This is a genomic window from Sunxiuqinia rutila, from assembly GCF_050589705.1.
GTDB lineage: Bacteria > Bacteroidota > Bacteroidia > Bacteroidales > Prolixibacteraceae > Sunxiuqinia > Sunxiuqinia rutila.
Map to the genome: position 1 here is coordinate 130,411 of NZ_JBNGOT010000005.1, position 20,460 is coordinate 150,870.

A 20,460-nucleotide genomic window follows, 5' to 3' on the forward strand; every position below is an offset into this window, starting at 1 on the left:
AAAAATACAACATAAGCAATGCTGAAAAAGATTAGCATTTTCTCAGTTGGGGTGATGGCGTTAAGCTGCACCCCAACACCGGAGAAAAGCACCCCCGAACGCCCCAATGTTTTGCTCATTATGGCAGATGACATGGGGTATTCTGATCTTGGTTTTATGGGCTCAGGTATCCAAACGCCCAACATTGATAAGCTGGCCAGTGATGGTGTCGTGTTTGCTCAGGCCTACAATACAGGTCGCTGCTGTCCAACGCGGGCTTCACTGATGACTGGTTTGTATGCGCACCAAACAGGCATGGGCTGGATGACTGCTTCAAACCTTGGAAGTCCGGGATATACCGGTGACTTAAATAAGCAATGCGTGAGAATGGCTCAGGTGCTTAAGCAAGCGGATTACGCTTGTTACATGACGGGGAAATGGCACCTGACCTACGATCCGTTTATGGAAGCAGACGGGCCGAAGCATAACTGGCCGCTTCAGCGCGGATTCGACCGTTTTTACGGACATTTGACTGGAGGTGGAAGTTATTTCACCACCCCAACCATGACCTATGGAAATGATCGGGTAGCACTACCGGATGATTTCTACCTGACTCAGGCAGTGACCGACTCAACGGTGTCTTTTCTAATGCATCATTTTAATACCCAAAAGGAGAAACCCTTTTTCACCTATGTGGCATACTATGCGCCGCATCGCCCGTTGCACGCCTTGCAGGAGGATATTGCCAAATACCGGGGGCAGTTTATAAATGGTTGGGATAAAAACCGCGAGCAACGTTTTGAACGTTTGAAAGCTCTGGGAATTGTGGATGAAAACTGGACACTCACTGAGCGTGATGCGCACGTGCGGGAATGGGAAAGCCTGACAGAAGAGGAAAAGCAGATTTGGGACGCCCGCATGGCAGTATATGCTGCTCAGATAGATCGGATGGACCAGGGAATCGGACAGATCATTCAGACCTTGAAAGAGAATGGCGAACTGGACAATACGCTGATTATATTTTTGAGTGACAACGGTGGTTGTGCCGAATACCAAGGCGGCAATCTGACCCTGGATGATTTGCCTCAGCTGGGGAATGAAGAACCGGCGCAGAGTTACCGAACTAACTGGGCTAATGTAAGCAATACGCCTTTCCGCGAATATAAAAGTTTTGTGCATCAGGGTGGCATTTCAACCCCTTTGGTGATGCACTGGCCCGAACAAATCAAAGCCAAAGGTACAGTTACCAAGCAAGTGGCCCATGTGATTGATTTGATGCCAACCCTGGCAGAATTGGCAGGAGCTGATTATCCAAAATCGTTTGAAGGAACAGCTATCCACCCGCTTCCGGGCAAAAGTTTAGTGCCAGCTATGAACGGCGATGTCTTTTCGCGCGAGCCACTTTTCTTTGAGCACGAAGCAAACTGCGCAGTCATTGAGGACAACTGGAAGCTGGTGCGCAAAAGAAACCCACAGCCTCCCTATGAGGGAAACTGGGAATTGTATGATTTGACTGTTGATCCGACAGAGATGCATGACCTGATTGAAGAACAAGCTGGAAAAGCCAACGAGTTGCAACAATTATGGGAGCAATGGGCCCGGGAAAATCAGGTTTATCCACTGGATGGACGGGGCTGGGGAGTCCGGGTAAAAAGTGACCTGGGACCGCCGGCTATTAATTAAGTAGAACAAGCAAAATAGTTTTTGTTTAAACTAAGAGAAAAGATATGAGATTAATTCACTTGAACCGGATGGCAAAGCTGTGTGGTTTGGCTATTGTTTTGCAGTTTTTTGCCTGCAGTAGTGATAAACCGGCAACGGAAGAAACGGCAATTATACCCGCTCCGGTTTCACTGGAAAAGCAAGAAGGACATTTTCAGTTTTCAGCTAAAACCAGCTGCAGTGTTGAAAATGAAGACCAACAAAAGGTGGCCGGACAATTTTTTGATTTGGTGGAAGTAGCCGCCGGATTCAAACCGGAAATTGAGCAAAATAATCCGGAAGCCGCTATTGTGTTTGCAACGGATTCAAGCCTGGAAGGCGAAGCTTATCGGTTGGAGGTAAATCCCCGGCAAATTCGGCTTGAAGCCAGCAGCAAGGAAGGCTTCTTTTATGGCACACAAACGCTTCGTTTGTTGCTGCCTGCCACTATTGAGGGCACAAATAGCAGCCAGTCGGGATGGACCATTCCGGCGGTCAGCATTACCGATACGCCGCGTTTTGGCTATCGCGGGTTGATGCTGGATGTTTCCCGCTATTTCATTCCCAAGGAAACCGTTTTGAAGATGATTGATGGCATGGCCATGCTGAAGATGAATAAGCTGCATTTTCATTTGGTTGATGATAATGGGTGGCGGATTGAAATTAAAAAATACCCCAAGCTGACTGACGTTGGAGCTTGGCGGGTAGCCCGCAACGAGCCTTTTCCGGCGCGTCCCAATGCTAAGCCGGGAGAAGAAGCAACGGTGGGTGGTTTTTATACCCAGGATGATATCCGGGAAATTATTGCTTATGCGCAGGATCGTCAGGTGGAAGTGATTCCGGAAATTGAGATGCCGGCTCATACCAATTCCTCACTGGCAGCTTATCCCGAGTTGGCTTGTTCTGTAGTTGATCAAAATATTCATGTACTGCCGGGTGGAGGTGGAAAGAACACGCAAATTATTTATTGCGCCGGAAAAGAATCGGTTTTTCACTTTCTGGAAGACGTTATTGATGAGGTTGCTGAGTTGTTTCCTTCGCAATACATTCATCTTGGAGGAGATGAAGCTGTTAAAACATACTGGGAAAAGTGCCCCGATTGTCAGGCTCGCATGAAGGCTGAAAAAATTCCGAATGAAGAAGAACTGCAAAGTTACTTCATGAAACGGATGAGCCGTTACGTGCAAAGTAAAGGCAAAGAAGTAATGGGCTGGGATGAGTTGACGAATAGTGAAATTCCGGAAGATGCCATTATTTTTGGCTGGCGTGGGTATGGCTATGCCGCTTTGAAAGCTGCCCGGAAAGGACATCGTTTTGTGATGACCCCTGCCCGGAAACTTTACCTGATTCGTTATCAGGGACCGCAGTGGTTTGAACCATTAACCTATTTTGGTAACAACACCCTGAAAGATGTTTATGACTACGAACCGGTTCAGCCCGATTGGGAGGAAGGTATTGATAGCTTGCTAATGGGCGTTCAGGGTTCGCTGTGGACCGAGTTCTGCAGTACCCCCGAAGATGTTGAATATTTAGTTTTTCCACGTTTGGCTGCGCTGGCTGAAGTGGCTTGGTCGGCGAAAGGAACAAAAGACTGGGCAGGATTTTTGCCCGGCCTGGACAACTACCTGACTCACATGGATCAGAAAGGAATAACTTATGCCAGATCCATGTACAACCTCGATCATTTGGTACAGCCGGTTGACGGAAACTTGCAGGTTGCTTTAAGCTGCATTCGTCCTGATGTGGAGATTCGTTATACCACTGACGGTTCAGTACCAAAGGCTACATCCATGCTGTATACCGACACCATTCAGGTGGAAACGGCTACGATGATTCAGGCGGCTACCTTTTGTGCCGGCGAGCAAATGGGAAAAACCCTGACCTTGGATCTGCTGAAGAATAAAGCAACCGCTTGTCCGGTAATTACTGAAAATGCACGTGCTTATGTGCTGACTAACGGAGTTCGTGGCAGCGATCGGCACAGCGATTTTGAATGGGCTGGCTGGTACAATCAGGATGCCAGCTTTGTGGTTGACCTGCAAGAAAAACAAGCGATTTCAGCTGTTCAGCTGGGTACGGTATCCAACTTTGGAATGGGAGTGCACCGCCCGGCAGTTTTACGCTTGTCGGTTTCGGATGATCATACAAATTTCCGACAGGTAGCAGAAATTACCGAGTCGGAAACAAGCATTTTCGAGCGTGGAACCCAAATAAAAGACCTTGACTTTGGAGCGCTGAATGTGAGTGGTCGTTACCTGAAAGTGGAGGCTGAAAACCCGGGGCGCTGTCCTGTTGGGCATACACGGGAAGGGCAAGCGACCTGGATGTATTTTGATGAGTTGATCGTGAACTAAGCGGCTTCATCAAAACCATTGAATTTGTAATTATTAACCAGAGAATAAAGAATGAAGAAACTAAGCTTTTTATTATTGGGATGTTTGCTGGGAATGGCTTTGTTCCCGCTTGCAGCGCAGGAATTGCCGGAGTGGCAAAGTCAGTATGCTGTTGGACTCAACAAATTGGCACCACACAGTTACGTGTGGCCTTATCAAAACAAAGAGTCTGCTTTGTCGGGCGAGTATGAAACATCGCCTTACTACCAAAGTTTGAACGGAACCTGGAAATTCCATTGGGTGAAAAATCCGGATAACCGGCCAAAAGATTTTTACCAACCTGATTTTTATACCGGAGGATGGGCTGACATTCAGGTGCCCGGAAACTGGGAACGGCAGGGATATGGAACGGCTATTTATGTGAATGAGCGTTATGAATTTGATCACGAGCTGTTCAATTTTAAGAAGAATCCTCCCTTGGTGCCTTACGCGGAGAACGAAGTTGGTTCATACCGTCGGACGTTTACCGTGCCCGAAAACTGGGATGGACGACGCGTGGTGCTGTGTTTGGAAGGGGTAATTTCCTTTTACTATGTATGGGTGAATGGCGAGCTGGTTGGCTACAACCAAGGTTCAAAAACGCCTTCAGAATGGGACATTACTGACTACCTGACGGAAGGTGACAATACTTTGGCTGTTGAAGTTTACCGCTGGAGTGCCGGATCGTACCTGGAGTGTCAGGACTTCTGGCGCCTGAGTGGCATTGAGCGGGATGTGTATTTGTACAGCACGCCGAAAGCACATATTGCAGACTATACCGTAACGGCTTCGTTGGAGAAGGAGAACTATCAGGATGGTATTTTCGGTCTGGATGTGTTGGTTGATGGCGTTTCAGAAGACAAGCCAGTTCTGAAATATCAGTTGTTGGATCAGCAAAACAAAATGGTATTCTCCGGAAAAGTTGCCGGCGAGTTTTCCGAAGGAAAAGGAAATTACCAGTTGAAAGATCAAGTGATTTCGAAGGTGAATGCCTGGAGTGCCGAAAATCCTTACTTGTACCAATTGGTGTTGGAACTGGAAACTGCGAAAGGGGACGAGCACCTGACAGGACGCCAGATTGGTTTCCGTACATCGGAAATTAAGAACGGACAATTTTGTGTGAACGGGAAACCGATTTTGGTGAAAGGGGTGAACCGTCATGAGCACTCACAAAAAGGACGCACGGTGAGCAAGGAACTGATGTTGCAGGATGTTCTGTTGATGAAACAGCACAACATTAACACAGTACGTAATTCGCACTATCCAACGCATCCGTACTGGTACGAACTGTGTAACCAATACGGTCTTTACATGATTGATGAAGCCAATATCGAGTCGCACGGAATGGGCTACGGACCAGCTTCTTTGGCGAAGGATTCTACCTGGTTGCCTGCTCACATGGATCGTGTTCAGCGCATGTTTCATCGGTCTAAAAACCATCCGGCCATTGTCATTTGGTCGTTGGGTAATGAAGCTGGTAATGGAATCAATTTTGAGCGCACTTACGACTGGCTAAAAGCTGCTGATTCTTCGCGCTTGGTTCAATACGAACGTGCCGAGGAAAACTACAATACCGACATTTATTGCCGCATGTACCGCAGCGTGGATGACATTAAGAAATACGTTTCGCGTGATGATATCTACCGCCCGTTTATTTTATGCGAGTATGTACATGCCATGGGAAACAGCGTTGGTGGTTTGCAGGACTACTGGGATGTGTTCGAAAGCGAGCCAATGGCGCAAGGAGGTTGCATCTGGGATTGGGTGGATCAAACCTTCCGCGAAGTGGATGAAAATGGTAAATGGTACTGGTCTTACGGCGGCGATTATGGTCCCGATAATGTTCCCAGTTTCGGAAGTTTCTGTGCCAATGGCTTGATCAATGCAGCCCGCGAGCCACATCCGCATTTGTATGAGGTAAAGAAGGTGTATCAGAATATCAAAAGTTCGTTGGTTGATCCGGAAAACCTGACTATTTCGGTTAAAAACTGGTTTGATTTTACGAACCTGAATGCCTATACGCTGAATTGGAAAGTTACGGGTGAAGATGGACAAGTTATTGAAACGGGAAGCCAGGTGATTGAGGCTGCTCCTCAGGAACTGGTTACAGTTAGCTTGGGCAAAGTGAAGCTTCCAAAGCAGATTGGTGAGGCTTACCTGGATTTAAGCTGGACACCCAATGAGCAACCAAGCTGGAGCGACGAACTTCCTGAGGTGGCTTACGACCAATTTGTAATTGCAGAACAATCATTCAAAAAGAAGAGCACCGTTAAGAGCGATGCAAAAGTAGCTATTCAAATTGACGAGGGAACCGGTGCCTTAAAATCATACACGGTGAATGGCGAAGAAATGCTGGCATCGCCTGTTGTTTTAAGCCTGTATCGTCCGATTACGGAGAACGACAACCGGGATTGGAAAAGTGCGCGCTTATGGAAAGCGGCTGGAATCAATCAGTTGAAGCAGACTGCCCGTTCAGTAAAAACGAACTCGAAAGGCGGAACAGCCGTTGTGGAGTTGACCAATGGAAAAGACCAAAAAGTAGGAGATGTAACGTTTGTTTATTCTTTGGATAAAGCTGGAAAACTCAGCATTGAAACACAACTGTCTCCAGTAGATACCCTGGTGAAAACCTTTGCCCGCGTTGGACTGACTTTTGAAATGCAGGACAGCTACAACCAGGTGAATTACCTGGGCCGTGGCGACCATGAAACACAAGCTGACCGGAAGCAGTCGGGACGCATTGGTATTTACCAAACAACTGCCGAGCGCATGTTCCACTATTATGTGGTTCCGCAGGCTACTGGTAACCGAACCGATACCCGTTGGATGAACCTGGCAAACAAAGCCGGAAAAGGTTTGGCTTTTGACTCGGAGAAACTGTTCCAGTTTAGTGTTCGTCCTTATGCCGATGAGGTCATCGAAAAGGCCAAACATATTAACGAATTGTACCGCACCGGAAAGGTGACCATTCATTTGGATGCCGAACAAACCGGTGTTGGAACCGCAACCTGTGGTCCGGGTGTATTGCCCCAGTACGAGGTTGAGGTAAAAGATTATTCATTTAAATTTACGGTTCAGCCCGCTCTTTAAATGTAAATAACTTAAGATAGAAACAGGAGCTCATTTTTTGAATAGCTCCTGTTTCCGTTTTATATTAGTGGATTCAAAAAAACGAAATATGAAATTGATAAATCACTTGATCCTTGGACTCGCCTGCTGGCTTGTGTTTTGTGCGGCTGATGATCCTGCCCGGCAAGTCTATTTGTTGGAGGATGACTGGCAATTTACTCGGGAAGATGTTTCCGGAGCTGAACGTCCGGGCTTGTCAACCGAGGGATGGCAAACCGTATCGGTTCCGCATGACTGGGCGATTTACGGCCCGTTTGACCCGGAGGTGGATAAGCAAACTGTTTTGATTACCCAAAACAATGAAAAGGTGGCTACCGAAAAGACCGGAAGAACTGGTGCGTTGCCACATATTGGTGTGGGCTGGTACCGAAAAACATTTACTGTGCCTGATTTAACTTCGGATAAAAAGGCTTTGTTGGTTTTTGATGGTGCCATGAGCGAAGCTCAGGTGTATGTCAATGGTCAGAAAGTAGGTGAGCGCCCATACGGGTACAGCTACTTCTATTTTGATATCACGAAATATTTGAAGAAGGAAGGAGAGAACCTGGTAGCTGTTCGGTTGGAAAACCGTCCGTTTGCTTCGCGCTGGTATCCCGGAGCCGGCTTATATCGGAAGGTCCAGTTGATTGTTAAGGATCAGGTGAGCTTTAAGCACTGGGGAACTTTTATTACTACTCCGTTTATTTCTGACGATCAGGCTAAGGTACGGATTCAATCGCGGGTGAATGGAAAGGACGTTCGGGTTGAAGCGCAGATTAAAGATGCAGCAGGTAAGGTAATTGCCTCCAATTCATCTTCGCAGCAGTTTGGCGATGAAATTGAATTGAACCTGGGGATTCTGTCTCCACAACTATGGGGGCCGGAACACCCGAATTTATACCATGCCGAACTCAAGCTTTATCAAGGTGATGACCTAAAAGATGCAGAAACGATTCGCTTTGGCGTGCGTGAAATCAGCTATACGGCTGAACATGGCTTTTTGCTGAATGGAGAGTCAACCAAGTTTAAAGGCGTGTGTCTGCATCACGATCTGGGGCCTTTGGGAGCTGCTGTGAATACGGCCGCTTTGCGTCGCCAGTTAACGATTTTGAAAGATATGGGCTGCAATGCCATCCGTTCTTCGCACAACATGCCATCGATGGAACAACTGGAGCTTTGTGATGAGATGGGCTTTTTGTTTTTGGCCGAGAGCTTTGACGAATGGGCTAAGCCCAAGGTACAGAATGGCTACAACCGCTTTTTTGACGAGTGGGCTGAAAAGGATGTGATCAATCTGGTACATGCGACCCGCAATCACCCAAGTATTGTGATGTGGAGTTCGGGTAACGAAGTGCCGGATCAACATGGCAGCGTGGGCGTGAAAAGAGCTCGGTGGTTGCAGGATATTTTTCACCGCGAAGACCCGACCCGACCGGTTACTGTGGGTATGGATCAGGTAAATGCCACGATGAAAAGTGGCTTTGGAGCGGTGATGGATATTCCGGGACTGAATTACCGGGTACACCTGTATGAAGAAGCTTATGAGCGTTTTCCGCAAGGATTAATTCTTGGATCGGAAACGGCATCAACTGTTAGCTCGCGGGGCATTTACAAATTTCCGGTAGTACAAGCCAAAAATAAAACCTACGATGACCTTCAGTGTTCCTCCTATGATCTGGAAGCCTGTAGCTGGTCCAATGTTCCAGACGATGATTTTGTACTGCAGGATGACAAACCCTGGGTGATTGGTGAGTTTGTCTGGACCGGATTTGATTACCTGGGCGAGCCAACTCCTTATGACGAAATGTGGCCTTCGCGCAGTTCCTATTTTGGAATTTGTGATTTGGCCGGACTCCCCAAAGATCGCTATTACCTTTATCGCAGTCGCTGGAACACAAAGGATGAAACCCTACATGTACTTCCACACTGGAACTGGGAAGGCCGCGAAGGCGAAGTAACACCTGTGTTTGTTTACACCAACTACGACAGTGCCGAGCTTTTTGTCAACGGGGTGAGCCAGGGCATTCAGTACAAAAGCCGGGAAAGTAACCAGCACCGTTACCGGTTGATGTGGATGGATGTTCGTTATGAGCCGGGCACCTTAAAAGTAGTTGCTTTTGACAAGGCTGGTAATCCGGTTGCTGAAAAGGAGATTCACACGGCAGGAAAACCGCATCATCTCGAGTTGGAAGCTGACCGGACGGTGATTGACGCCGATGGAAAAGACCTGAGCTATGTGACGGTAACCGTTGTTGACCGAAACGGCAATCCTTGTCCGAATGCCACGAATCAGCTGAACTTTAGTATGAGTGGAGCAGGGGAGTTCCGGGCAGTTTGCAACGGCGATGCTACTTCGCTGGAGCTATTTCATCTGCCAACCATGAAAACTTTTAGCGGAAAGCTGGTGGTAACGCTGCAGTCGTTGAAAGATCAAACCGGCGAAATTTCACTGAAAGTGAAGGGTAAAGGATTGAAACCTGCAACCTTCATGATCAAGGCTGAATAAAAACTTAATTCTTGCTGAACGGGAAAAGTAATGAACCAACTAAACTTGTTCGTTATTTTTTCCGTAGGAAGAATCTGATCGAATAAATTAAACGAGGGAGCAATTGATTGATAATAAGGAGGGATTAATGAGGTTGAGTTTGAGTAAGGGAGTTTGGATGCTGTTCGCACTTTTGTTTTTGAGTACGGGAGTGTTGAAGGCACAGTCCAATAAATTCAGAACCATAGAAATTAGAGGGCATAGTGGATCGCATTTGTATGGTGGTGAAACCTTGGGTCAGTTCCTTGAAAACGGTTACGGTTCCGGCGAACTGCGTTTGGGATGGCAGTCGGATAATGAAACGGTATGGTCTGCTAAATATGGGCAGCCAAGTTATGGTGTTGGGTTTTACAGCGGAAATATTGGGAATGCAGATATTTTTGGAAACCCAAATGCTGTGTTTGGTTGGATGAACTTTCAGACCGGTAAACCGCATCGGCGTAATGTATTCGAAATAAGCCCTTCACTCGGACTAACCTATAACCTGAATCCTTACAATGAAGCAACCAACCCGCTCAACGACGCCATTGGATCGCGCATTGCGGTGTATTTCAATTTGCATGCTGGTTTTTCTTATCAGCTTACCCGTGAGCTCGATTTAACTTATGGGCTCGACCTCAGTCACTTTTCCAATGGAAGAACCTTTGTTCCGAATTGGGGGCTGAACATGCTGGGTCTGAATCTTGGGCTGCGTTATCATTACAATCGGTTGCAAAAGCAAGTTGATCCCGGGCTTTATCCGACAACGGTGGTTGATGCGCGCCGGAAAAGAACCAGCAAACAACCCAATGAGCGGATTGATGCGAATAACCTTTCATTTTATGCAGCCATGGGGACGGTACAAAACTATGCCGAAGATGGTATTGTGGGGGTTAATCGCTACCCGGCTTATTCTTTGGTGTTGGATTATGAATATCGGTACAATACCATGATTTCATTTTTAGCTGGGCTGGATTATTTTAGAGATGAAAGCCTGAAACCGAAATACCCGGAGTCAAAAGATCAGAATTTATGGGGAATTCATGGTGGTGCAGCTTTCCACTTCTGGCGGTTGGCTATCCTGCTGGAGGCAGGAACTTACCTTTCGGATGATAGAGGGAAAGATCCCTTGTTCTTGCGGCCTGCTTTGCGTTTTGACTGGACAAAGCATGTGAAACTTCAGTTGGGATTAAAAACCCGGCGTGGTGCCAGTGCCGACTGGATTGAAACCGGTGTTGTATTTACGCCATATAGTTGGTGAACTGAAGTCTTTTTAGCGAAATTGAGAATCGGAATAAGTTGATTACGAATCCTTAAGCAATAAAAAAGTCCCGAAGGCAATAAGTCTTCGGGACTTTTTTTGTTAATTCTTAAAATACCTTGTTTGAAGTAGTAATTACTCCTTTTCAGCTCTGCGTTGTGCTTCTAATTCCTGCTCAACTTTGAGAATGCGCTGAAAGTGATTCTCCAAATGTTGACGCATAGCATTGCGAAACTCATCAGCAGTACCTTCTTTAAGAACTTTCACCAAGCCTTTGTGAGAAACATACTGAACATTATCAGTTGGTTTATCAATCAAGCCGCTGTCATATACATATCGAAAGACCGGATAAAGAATGGATTGAAAGGTGATTAGTGATTCGTTCCGGGTCATTTCATAAAGTTTACCATGAAAACGGATCTCATGGTCGACATCAAACATAATATCTCTACTTTGTTCGGGTTCCTGGTCTACAATCTCTTCTAACTCCTTAATATCATTTTCTGTTTTGCGTTGAAACACAAAGTCAGCAATGCCAACCTCCATAATCAAACGCATTTCAAAGGCGTTTTTAAGGGTACTGATATCCAGAATATGTGGGATCATTGATTTTTGAAGAATTGTCGTAATGCTGGGGCTTTTAATAATCGTTCCTTTATGTTTTTTGGATTCGATCATCCCCATGGTTTTCAGGCGGTTAAGTGATTCTCGGATCACTGTTCGGCTAACTCCCATCGTTGAGGCCAACTCCATTTCTTTAGGGATGACATCCCCGGGTTGTAATTTCTTTTTGATGAAGAATTCAATCAAATTCATCTCCACTTTATCCACCAGACTTCTTGTATCTACAGTGCCTAGTAAGGTTTTATCATCAGTGCTCATAGCTAGCGTTTTAGTCAATGTATAACATAAGTCAACAAATTTCCAAAAATATTTGGAATAAAAAAAGTAATCTTTATATTTGTTTCGCATTATGTCCTACATAATGCGAAATATTCAAAACGAAAAACTAAAACTAATGGGAAAGATGAAAGAAAAAATGCTCTCAATTTGCTTGTTGATGGCATTGGTGCTGGCAAGTAGCTTTACTTTTGCCCAGCGTAGCATTTCCGGTACGATTACGGAGGAAGCCACAGGTGAACCATTACCTGGCGCAACTATCCTGGTTCCGGGAACGACAATTGGTACAGTGAGTGATTTTGATGGAAATTACTTGTTGGAAGTACCAGAGGAATCTGACAAACTTCAGTTTTCAATGATTGGTTTCGAAAGACAGATCATTAGCATTACTGGGTTAGACGTAATTAATGTGGTGATGGCAACAGAAACCACCGCCTTGAACGAAGTTGTTGTGACAGGGTATTCTACTCAGTCGCGTGCGGAAATGACAACTTCAATTGCAAAACTTGATACGAAAGTACTGGAAAGTGCACCTCGCTCAAATGCGGCAACAGCCCTGCAAGGTACCATTGCCGGTTTGAAGGTAACACAAACGACCGGTCAGCCGGGATCAACACCAAGCTTGGTGGTTCGTGGTGGAACCAGCTTTTCGGGATCTGGGACTCCCTTAGTGCTGGTCGATGGTGTACCGGGATCTTTTTATGCACTGAACTCGGATGATATTGAATCCATGGAGGTGTTGAAAGATGCGGCTTCTACTGCTATTTATGGGGCTCGTGCAGCCAATGGAGTAATTTTAATTACTACTAAAAAAGGAAAAGCCGGTAAATCAAGTATTAATTTCCGGGCAAAATTCACCAGCAACGAGCGTCGTGAAGATCCGATGAAATATTTGGGTGCTGCCGACTATGTGAAATTTAACCGTTTGGCTGTTCGTGCAGCGCAAGATGTAATGGGGTATAATTGGTTGGATGTATTCTTAACCGGCGCACATGCTGCCGCAACTGGAAACAACACCACTAACTCGATTTATACCACCATGGTATTGTCGGATGACAATCGTTATTTGTTGGATTATGAAGGATGGCAAACCATTGAAGATCCTGTTAACCCGGGAACGACTTTGATTTTCCAGGAAAACAAAATGAATGAGCTGTTTTACCAAAACAGCCATGCGCAGGATTACAGTTTGTCGTTTGACGGAGGTAATGATAAAGGAACTTATTACCTGGGGCTTGGTTTCATGGATGACAAAGGATTGGTATTCGGATCAGCTTTCAAACGTTATTCAGGTACCTTCAATGCTTCATACAAATTGAGTGAGGCCCTTAAAGTTACTTCGAACTTTATTTATGCACACTCCAACCAAAACCTGCCGTTTGATAGCGAGTATAACCTCTTTCAACGGACAGCTGGTTTAGCGCCTACTTCACGTATTTACAACAACAATCCGGATGGAAGCTTGTCGGACGAGTACCAACCCGGAACGTATTTAGGTTTTGGTAACCCACTTTATTATCAGGACAAATTTATTCGTTACAACCTGGAGCAGCGCTTGACAGGTTCTGTTCAGTTGGATTACAAATTCTTAAACGATTTTACTTTGACGGCACGAGGTAGTCACTTTGCCATCAACAATTCCAACGAGTCATTCAACAAAGCTTATTTGAACTCCGGAAGCTTGAATACTGAGCGTGTTTCTTCAGCTTCTCATCGTAGAACATTGCGGAATCAGTTAACAGCTTTGCTAAATTATAAGAAAACCATTCAGGATAGCCATAATATTAGTGCGTTGGTTGGTACGGAATATTTTGAAGAAAGCTATTTTTCTTTCAATGCGGCCACCCGTCTTTCGCCTACTGATCTGATCTATACCATGAATGTAGGTGCTGAAGCCAATGGTGTTCCTTCGTCCAGTCGCACTGGTTACGAAATTGCCTCTTTGTTTGGACAGGTAAACTACGATTTTGATTACAAATACCTGTTCGGTTTCACCTTCCGTTATGACGGAACCTCTCGCTTAGGAAATAACAAATATGGTTTCTTCCCGGGGGTTTCTGCCGGATGGAACATCCATAATGAAGATTTCTTCAGTCGTTCTGAAGTAAAGCGGTATGTCTCAAAAGTTAAGCCTCGCTTGAGTTATGGGGTAAACGGTAACATCGATATTTTAAGTAACTTCGGTGTGTTTGGAACTTATGGTTTATCTCCTGTTTATGATACGCAGGCAGGCTATCGGAATACCCAGTTGCCATTACTTGACCTCAAATGGGAACGCTCAACAACCTTTAACATGGGGTTGGATTTAGGCTTGTTTGAAAACCGTGTAACCGTGATTGGCGATTACTTCATCCGTGACGTGGAAGATAAACTGGCTGACCTGACCTTGCCGCTGTGGACTGGTTTTTCTGGAATTAGAACCAATAATGGAACACTTCGAAATAAAGGACTTGAATTGCAGGTGAATGCAGATGTTGTTAAAACCAATGATTTTAACTGGAACCTGGGACTAACTTATTACCGCGTACGTAACTTTGCTCAGCAATTACCTGAAAATGGCGTGGATAAGAACCGTCAGGGAGGAACTGAGATTTATGATGCGGCTACTGGTGGAACACAATATGTTGGTGGATTGCAGGAAGGTGAGCGCGTGGGCTACGATGTGATTACGGCTTATGTGTTTGATGGCGTCTATCAAACGCAGGCTGACATTGATGAACATGCTGGGCGAGTTGTTGAGTTTGCAACTCAGAAAGATACGCGTTTCCTCGGAGACACTCGTTGGAAAGACCTGAATGGAGACAACGTAATTAACAACCTGGACCGCGTGGTCATTGGACGTAGAACACCGAAGTTTACAGGTGGTTTAACCTCTGATTTTAGCTATAAAAACTTCAGCTTGTTTGTGAAAACCGACTTTGCTGTTGGACACTACATCATCAACGGACGTCGGGTAAAAGGGATTGCTCAAACACAGGGTAACCAAAACGGACCATTGGAAATCCGCGATTCCTGGACGACCGAGAATCCAACGTCCAACATTCCAATCTTTACCTTGGTTGACCGTCAACGGAACCACTTGGCTGCTGGTGGAGACCAGGGATCAATGACCAGCAGTAGCTCCAGAATGTGGGAAAAAGGAGATTACCTGGCTTTGCGCGAAGTTACTCTAAGTTACGATTTCAACCAGGAGTTGCTGAGAAACGTTTTTCAAAACCTTCGCCTTTATGTAACCGGGTCTAACTTGGCTTATTTCAATGGATTCTCAGGAAGTTCTCCGGAAGAATCAGGAGATGGAATTGACTATGGTCGTTTCCCTTTACCACGGACAATAACTTTTGGATTAAACGCAACCTTTTAACCCGATTCTACAATGAAAATAAAATTATATACCATACTATTTCTAGTCACAGCGCTGTTTAGCGCTTGTGATCTGGAACTGAAGCCTGAGAGTGAATTAACCTACAATGGCTTCTGGGAGTCAGAAGAAGCCGTAAGGGCTGCACACACTGGTATTTATGCCAGTTACCGAAACTATACGTTTACACAATGGCAAATGGGCGAAGTTCGTTCTGATGTTTGGGGAGGAAATACCTTTGCCAACTCTCCGAATGATATTGACTTAATTGCCAATAATATTAGTTCTACACTCGTCTTTTTCTCGAACTGGTCCAATTTTTATGGATTGTTGCACTACATCAACGATTTCATTCAAAATGCCCCTAATGTGGAATTTGCCGATGAAGCGGAGAAAAATCACATGCTGGGACAGGTTTATGGTTTACGTGCACAGGTTTATTATACCATGTTGAAAGCCTGGGGTGATGTGCCAATCAACACCGAGCCTTTGTTGGAGGTGAATTTGGAGTTGCTTAAAAAGCCGCGTTCACCCAAAGAAGAAGTGATGCAACAAGTTAAAGCTGACATTGCCAAATCGTTGGAATATTTTGGCAACGACAACAGTCTTTGGATTGGTCGCAGTGTGTACTGGTCAAAAGCAGCGACCTTGGCACTGAAAGGTGACGCTTACTTGTGGTCAGGAAGTGTTTTAGGTGGTGGAACTGCTGACTTTACCGAAGCCAAGGCAGCACTCTCGCAAATTACAGGTTTTAGTTTGGTCGATTACCAAAATCTTTGGGGACAAAACAATGAAGAGAATAATGAGTTTATTTTCAGCATCGATTATCAACAAGATCAGGCAAGTAACTTCTATGGAAACCTCTTCACAACACGGCAAATTGATGTAGCTGATTTATATGATGAAACCGGAAATCCGATGAAAGACTTTGTCGTTAATGGTTTGAGTCGTTATGGTGCGTCAGATAAAACCTTGCTTTTGCTGGATGATCTACAGGATCAGCGTCGCAATACGTTTATTCGATTCTACAGTGATGGTGCGGAGCACATCCCGTATCAAGCTGACGACCCCAGTTACCAGGGAGCTGTATTGAACAAATTTCTGGGAATTATTGGAGAAGACGGATCTCGCTTGAGTTACAACAATGTGCCTTTGTATCGCTATGCCGATGTGTTGCTTCTGCTTGCTGAAGCTAAAAACAACCTGAACGAGGATCCTTCTGCTGAAATTAATGCCGTGCGCGCAAGAGCTTACGGTGAAAATTTTGCTGGAAACGAGTTTACAAGTGGTTCCAAAGAGCAAAATACAAAAGCCATTTTGGATGAGCGTTATAAAGAGTTTGTTGGTGAAGGTAAACGTTGGTGGGATTTGGTTCGCGCTGGTGGTACCTATGTCTTTGATGAGGTAGAATCATTGGATGCATCAGAGGCTTACAAAATTTACTATTCAATTTCTGAAAGTATGTTAGCCGACGATTCTGAATTAACTCAAACGGAGGGCTATTAATCGAAACTTTTCATAGATGGTTTATTAGAGTTTTATAGTTTTACAAGTAGACAGGAGGGGGCAGTTTTGTCTTCTCCTGTTTCTACTCTTAATCCATCAGGAATACTTAAAATTTACGAAATGAAACAATTGATTTTTTTACTGGTTGCAGGCCTTTTTTTTACTTATTGTAAAACTTCAGCTTACGAAGTATCTGCTGAGGAATCCAATTCAATATCGGTTGAATTGATTCAAAAATCGGTTCCTCTGTTTGTCGGTCAGGATAATGCTCAGGCAGTTCAAGTGGTTGTCAAAAACAAACAGCAAGAGGCCACGCTGGAGTTGACAGGACTTACGGTTTACTTTGATTCAAAAAAACAAGTTAAATCCTTGGCCGCTGTTGCTGTTGCGACTAAAACCGGCGAAGATAATCGTGTATTTGCCCGTACTGAAAAACCAAGCAAAAAGACGGAGTTAAAAGGATCAATTGTACTTAACCAGGAAGAACAAACATTCAACCTCAATTTAGAAGTGAAAGAAGAGGCTGATTTATTGGCCGAAATAGAAATTCAACGGGTTGAACTTCAGTTTGGCAATGGCCAAACAGTGGAAGTACAACCAGCTGCATCACACACCTATCGTCTGGCAAAAGAACTGCGTGCAGCAGGACAAGACCAGGCAGATACTTACCGAATTCCGGGATTGGTGACCACCAACGAAGGAACATTAATTGCTGTTTATGACATCCGTTACAACAACAGCAAAGACTTACAGGAAAATATTGATGTTGGCATGAGCCGCAGCACGGATGGTGGCCAAAGCTGGGAACCCATGCGTGTAATCATGGACATGGGTGAGTGGGGCGGACGTTCAGAACGACTCAACGGAATTGGTGACCCCAGTGTTTTATATGATCATACTACCGGAACGCTTTGGGTTGCCGGACTATGGATGAGCGGAGCAACAGAGAAAGATATGCTTTGGTGGGCTTCAAAACCGGGCATGAGTCCGGAAGTGACCGGCCAGTTTGTTTTGACCAAAAGTACGGATGATGGTCTGACCTGGTCAGAGCCGATCAATGTTACCGAACAAATTAAAGACCCGGCTTGGCAATTGTTGTTGCAAGGACCCGGAAGAGGAATCACGCTGGAAGATGGTACGTTGGTATTCCCGGCTCAATTCAAGGCCGACATTGGCGAAAAAGCCCTTGATGGCGGTCAGTATTCCTGCCACTCGACCATTGTATACAGCCAGGATGGCGGCCAAAGCTGGCATATTGGAACCGGTGCCAAATCAAACACCACCGAGGCGCAGGTGGTTCAGCTAACGGATGGAAGCCTGATGCTGAACATGCGCGATGACCGTAACCGAAAAGACAAAAGCGATACCAACGGACGCGCAGTTGCGACAACGTCGGACTTGGGAAAAACATGGACAGCTCATGCCACTTCCAATTCTGCCTTGCCAGAATCAAATTGTATGGCCAGCATCATTTCAGCTGATCTGAACGTGAATGGAAAGAAACAACGGGTATTGTTCTTTTCAAACCCCAATAACAAGAATCAACGGACCAACATGACCATCAAAACCAGTTTGGATGAGGGCATGACCTGGCCTGAAAAATACCAGTTGGAACTGAACGAAGCGGGCGGTTATGGCTATTCGTGCATGACCATGATTGATGACAAAACCATTGGCATTTTATACGAAGGCGTAAAAAACCTTTATTTCCAGAAAATTCCGGTAGCTGAGTTACTGGGAGACCTGACCAAATAATAACACGACAATGGCTTATCGAAATTGTCTGTTGAAAAGAATTAGAATGATTGGCCTGCTACTGTTGGTAGCAGGCCTGTGGAATTGCACCCGGCAGGGAGCAGATTTTGCTCGCCCTGCCTTAATTCCACAACCACAGGAGCTGAGTTGGAAGGACGAGGTTTTTCAGCTAGAAAATAACGAGTCGCTGATTCAGCGCTTGGTGAATGAGTTGCCGGGCGTACCTCGAAATGTCGAAGAAGCTTACCGTTTAAAAATTACAGCTGACTCAGCTGTTTTGGAAGCTGTAACCGAACAAGGACTTTACCGGGGGCTTCAAACAGTGCGTCAATTGACTTACTCCAACAAGGGCAAACAGCTTATTGCAGGTTGCAATATTGTCGACTGGCCGGCTTTTCGTATTCGTGGCTTCATGCAGGATGTGGGCCGAAACTTCCAGAGCATGGAAATGCTCAAAGAGCAAATTGATGTGCTGGCGGCGTATAAGTTTAACGTTTTTCATTTTCATGTTACCGAAAATCCGGGGTGGCGTTTGGAAAGCAAAATTTATCCCCAATTGAACGCGGCAGAAAGCATGACCCGCCAAAAAGGCAACTACTATACCCAGGACGACTTTAAAGAATTAGTGGCTTACTGTCAGGAACGGCATATTACACTGATTCCTGAATTTGACATACCCGGGCACAGTGCCGCATTCCGCAAAGCCATGGGATTTGAAGCCATGAACGATCCGCGGGTGCAGCCGGTATTAATCGACCTGGTTGATGAACTGTGCAGCCTGGTTCCGGCAGAGGTGATGCCCTACATTCACCTGGGAACCGATGAGGTTTGGCACAGTTATGAAGAACCTTCGCCAACGTTACTTCCGGCACTTCTTGAGCGGGTGACCCAGCACCACGGGCGCGAACTGATTGTTTGGCGGCCAGGACAAAAAATTGAGGGCGATTCCGTTTCCATCACCCAACTTTGGTCGTCAGGCGGCCATCCCAAACCGGGACATCGCTACATTGACTGCCGGTTAAATTACGTCAACCATCTTGATCCGTTGGCGGGTATTTCCCAACTCTATTTCGAGCGCATTAACGGAGCAGCCCATGGTGATTCGCTGCGAATGGGGGGCATTTTGTGTTGCTGGAACGACAACAATGTGAACGACGAATACGACATTTTAATACAAAATCCGGTTTATCCTTCAATACTGACTTACAGCGAAACGTCGTGGACCGGACAGAAAAAGAAAATTGGCGAAAAGTACCTGGCTAAGTTGCCGGAAAAAGGAAGCGAATTGTTAGAGGAATTCAGTGCTTTTGAGGATCGGTTGATTCAGCACCGCGATCAGTATTTTGTTGGAAAACCGTTTCCCTATGTGAAACAAACGAATATTGAATGGAAGGTTTTAGGACCGATCGCCAATCAAGGCGATGTGGATGCGAAGTTTCTGGTTGAAGAAAAACTGCAGGATACTTACCGGATTGATACGGTCAATTATTCCTGGCAAGGGCCCTTTATTGTTGGAACGATTCACCTGAGTCACTTCTTCGGTTACCCGTCTTATCTTCCCAAAGAAGAAGGAACCTATTATGCCTACACTCAAATTTGGTCGCCCAAAGATCAAACGGTTGGTGCCTGGATTGGTTTTCACGATTGGTCGCGCTCCGGTGGTCGCAGAGGAGGACCATTTCCAGAAGACGGGGAATGGCACAATACCCATCCGAAAGCATGGCTGAACGGAGAACTGATTGCCGCACCCAAATGGAATAAACCCGGACTGGCAAGCAATACGGAAGAAATTCCTTTCACCGATGAAAATTACTTTTTCAGAGACCCGCAATCCATCAATCTGAAAAAAGGATGGAATGAAGTGCTGCTGAAAATACCGGTGAAAAAGGATACTTGGAAAAGGATGTTCACTTTTGTTCCGGTACACCAGAATGCAGAAGGTGTTCGTGAAGTGGAAGGACTGAAATTTTCAACGGATACGAAGCTTCAGTAGCTT

At 45.5% G+C, this 20,460-nt stretch carries 10 protein-coding genes; 9 read left to right on the top strand and 1 reads right to left on the bottom strand.

Annotated features, from left to right (window positions below):
- Positions 1-18: 18 nt before the first annotated feature.
- The 5 genes from ACRD6K_RS07705 to ACRD6K_RS07725 all read left to right on the top strand — a co-directional run bounded on the left by ACRD6K_RS07705 (position 19) and on the right by ACRD6K_RS07725 (position 10,945).
- Entirely contained in the window at positions 19-1,662 is a 1,644-nt protein-coding gene (locus ACRD6K_RS07705) for an arylsulfatase (RefSeq protein WP_430972790.1), read from the top strand.
- Between the two features lie 44 nt (positions 1,663-1,706).
- Positions 1,707-4,034, top strand: coding sequence for a beta-N-acetylhexosaminidase (locus tag ACRD6K_RS07710; RefSeq protein WP_430972791.1), 2,328 nt, complete (start codon positions 1,707-1,709; stop codon positions 4,032-4,034).
- A gap of 51 nt (positions 4,035-4,085) precedes the next feature.
- A complete protein-coding gene (locus ACRD6K_RS07715) occupies positions 4,086-7,142 on the top strand; it encodes a glycoside hydrolase family 2 TIM barrel-domain containing protein (protein ID WP_430972792.1) in 3,057 nt (1,018 codons plus the stop codon).
- An 88-nt stretch (positions 7,143-7,230) separates the two neighbouring features.
- Entirely contained in the window at positions 7,231-9,666 is a 2,436-nt protein-coding gene (gene galB, locus ACRD6K_RS07720; RefSeq protein ID WP_430972793.1) for a beta-galactosidase GalB, read from the top strand.
- Positions 9,667-9,769: 103 nt separating this feature from the next.
- Positions 9,770-10,945, top strand: coding sequence for an acyloxyacyl hydrolase (locus ACRD6K_RS07725; RefSeq protein WP_430972794.1), 1,176 nt, complete (start codon positions 9,770-9,772; stop codon positions 10,943-10,945).
- 135 nt (positions 10,946-11,080) lie between these two features.
- Here ACRD6K_RS07725 and ACRD6K_RS07730 read toward each other — a convergent pair whose 3' ends face one another.
- On the bottom strand, positions 11,081-11,827 hold the full coding sequence (locus ACRD6K_RS07730) for a FadR/GntR family transcriptional regulator (RefSeq protein WP_430972795.1): 747 nt from the start codon (positions 11,825-11,827) through the stop codon (positions 11,081-11,083).
- A 136-nt stretch (positions 11,828-11,963) separates the two neighbouring features.
- Between ACRD6K_RS07730 and ACRD6K_RS07735 the strand changes: the two genes are divergently transcribed.
- From ACRD6K_RS07735 to ACRD6K_RS07750, 4 genes are all read left to right on the top strand, one after another.
- Positions 11,964-15,206, top strand: coding sequence for a SusC/RagA family TonB-linked outer membrane protein (locus ACRD6K_RS07735; protein ID WP_430972796.1), 3,243 nt, complete (start codon positions 11,964-11,966; stop codon positions 15,204-15,206).
- Positions 15,207-15,218: 12 nt separating this feature from the next.
- A complete protein-coding gene (locus tag ACRD6K_RS07740; RefSeq protein ID WP_430972797.1) occupies positions 15,219-16,709 on the top strand; it encodes a RagB/SusD family nutrient uptake outer membrane protein in 1,491 nt (496 codons plus the stop codon).
- A gap of 120 nt (positions 16,710-16,829) precedes the next feature.
- Positions 16,830-18,464: a sialidase family protein gene (locus ACRD6K_RS07745; protein ID WP_430972798.1), complete on the top strand. Its 1,635-nt coding sequence runs from the start codon at positions 16,830-16,832 to the stop codon at positions 18,462-18,464.
- A gap of 46 nt (positions 18,465-18,510) precedes the next feature.
- Positions 18,511-20,457 carry a family 20 glycosylhydrolase gene (locus ACRD6K_RS07750; protein ID WP_430972799.1) on the top strand — a complete coding sequence of 649 codons (1,947 nt, stop codon included), beginning with the start codon at positions 18,511-18,513 and terminating at the stop codon, positions 20,455-20,457.
- Positions 20,458-20,460: the final 3 nt, after the last annotated feature.

Bases quoted from the DNA above. Each gene is read 5' to 3' on its own strand.
- ACRD6K_RS07745 (WP_430972798.1), top strand. From the start codon at position 16,830: ATGAAACAATTGATTTTTTTACTGGTTGCAGGCCTTTTTTTTACTTAT.
- galB (WP_430972793.1), top strand. From the start codon at position 7,231: ATGAAATTGATAAATCACTTGATCCTTGGACTCGCCTGCTGGCTTGTG.
- ACRD6K_RS07730 (WP_430972795.1), bottom strand. From the start codon at position 11,827: ATGAGCACTGATGATAAAACCTTACTAGGCACTGTAGATACAAGAAGT.
- ACRD6K_RS07750 (WP_430972799.1), top strand. From the start codon at position 18,511: ATGATTGGCCTGCTACTGTTGGTAGCAGGCCTGTGGAATTGCACCCGG.
- ACRD6K_RS07715 (WP_430972792.1), top strand. From the start codon at position 4,086: ATGAAGAAACTAAGCTTTTTATTATTGGGATGTTTGCTGGGAATGGCT.
- ACRD6K_RS07735 (WP_430972796.1), top strand. From the start codon at position 11,964: ATGGGAAAGATGAAAGAAAAAATGCTCTCAATTTGCTTGTTGATGGCA.
- ACRD6K_RS07740 (WP_430972797.1), top strand. From the start codon at position 15,219: ATGAAAATAAAATTATATACCATACTATTTCTAGTCACAGCGCTGTTT.
- ACRD6K_RS07705 (WP_430972790.1), top strand. From the start codon at position 19: ATGCTGAAAAAGATTAGCATTTTCTCAGTTGGGGTGATGGCGTTAAGC.
- ACRD6K_RS07710 (WP_430972791.1), top strand. From the start codon at position 1,707: ATGAGATTAATTCACTTGAACCGGATGGCAAAGCTGTGTGGTTTGGCT.